Source organism: Tsukamurella pseudospumae, from assembly GCF_001575195.1.
In the GTDB taxonomy this organism is placed as follows: Bacteria; Actinomycetota; Actinomycetes; order Mycobacteriales; family Mycobacteriaceae; genus Tsukamurella; species Tsukamurella pseudospumae.
In genome coordinates this window covers 1-450 of sequence record NZ_LSRF01000114.1, presented here as the reverse complement: position 1 = coordinate 450, position 450 = coordinate 1, and the positions used below count along the sequence as shown (strand labels likewise).

Here is a 450-nt window from a genome sequence, read left to right as displayed (position 1 = left end):
GCGTGCTTCGCTTCGTTTGCTTTGATCACCAGCGGGTCGATCCGACTCTTCACCCAGCCGGCGCCAACCTCGGCGTAGAGGGCGACATACGCGTCGCGCCATCGCCTCAGCGTGTCGGCCACGTTCCCATTCTCGGACTTTTCAAGCAGCGAGTTCAGCTGCAGCATCATCGCGGCGGTAGTCCCCGCAAGCTCGGCACGAAGTGCCTGCTGACGGTCCGGGTCTGACGTGCGTACTGCCGCATCGATTTTAGGCATGGTTGCGGACCATTGATCGGCAATGCTGCCGTAGAAGACCTTCCAGTCCGTGCAGAGCTGGTTCGGTGGCAGGCGCGTTGAAGTTGACGGCGTTGACGGGGCATCCCCAGGCAGCGACGTAGTCGCCACGGCGGTCGGTGCACCAGTCGCTGCGTCTCGGTTGGTTTGAGTTGCAGACACGATTGACACCACC

The 450-nt window shown here is 62.2% G+C and carries 1 protein-coding gene; it reads right to left on the bottom strand.

Going from position 1 to position 450, the window contains the following annotated elements; all coding sequences use genetic code 11:
- Positions 1–257, bottom strand: a 257-nt coding sequence (locus tag AXK60_RS26715; RefSeq protein WP_139058160.1) for a hypothetical protein, incomplete at its 3' end; no start/stop codon positions are given.
- Positions 258–450 lie beyond the last annotated feature (193 nt).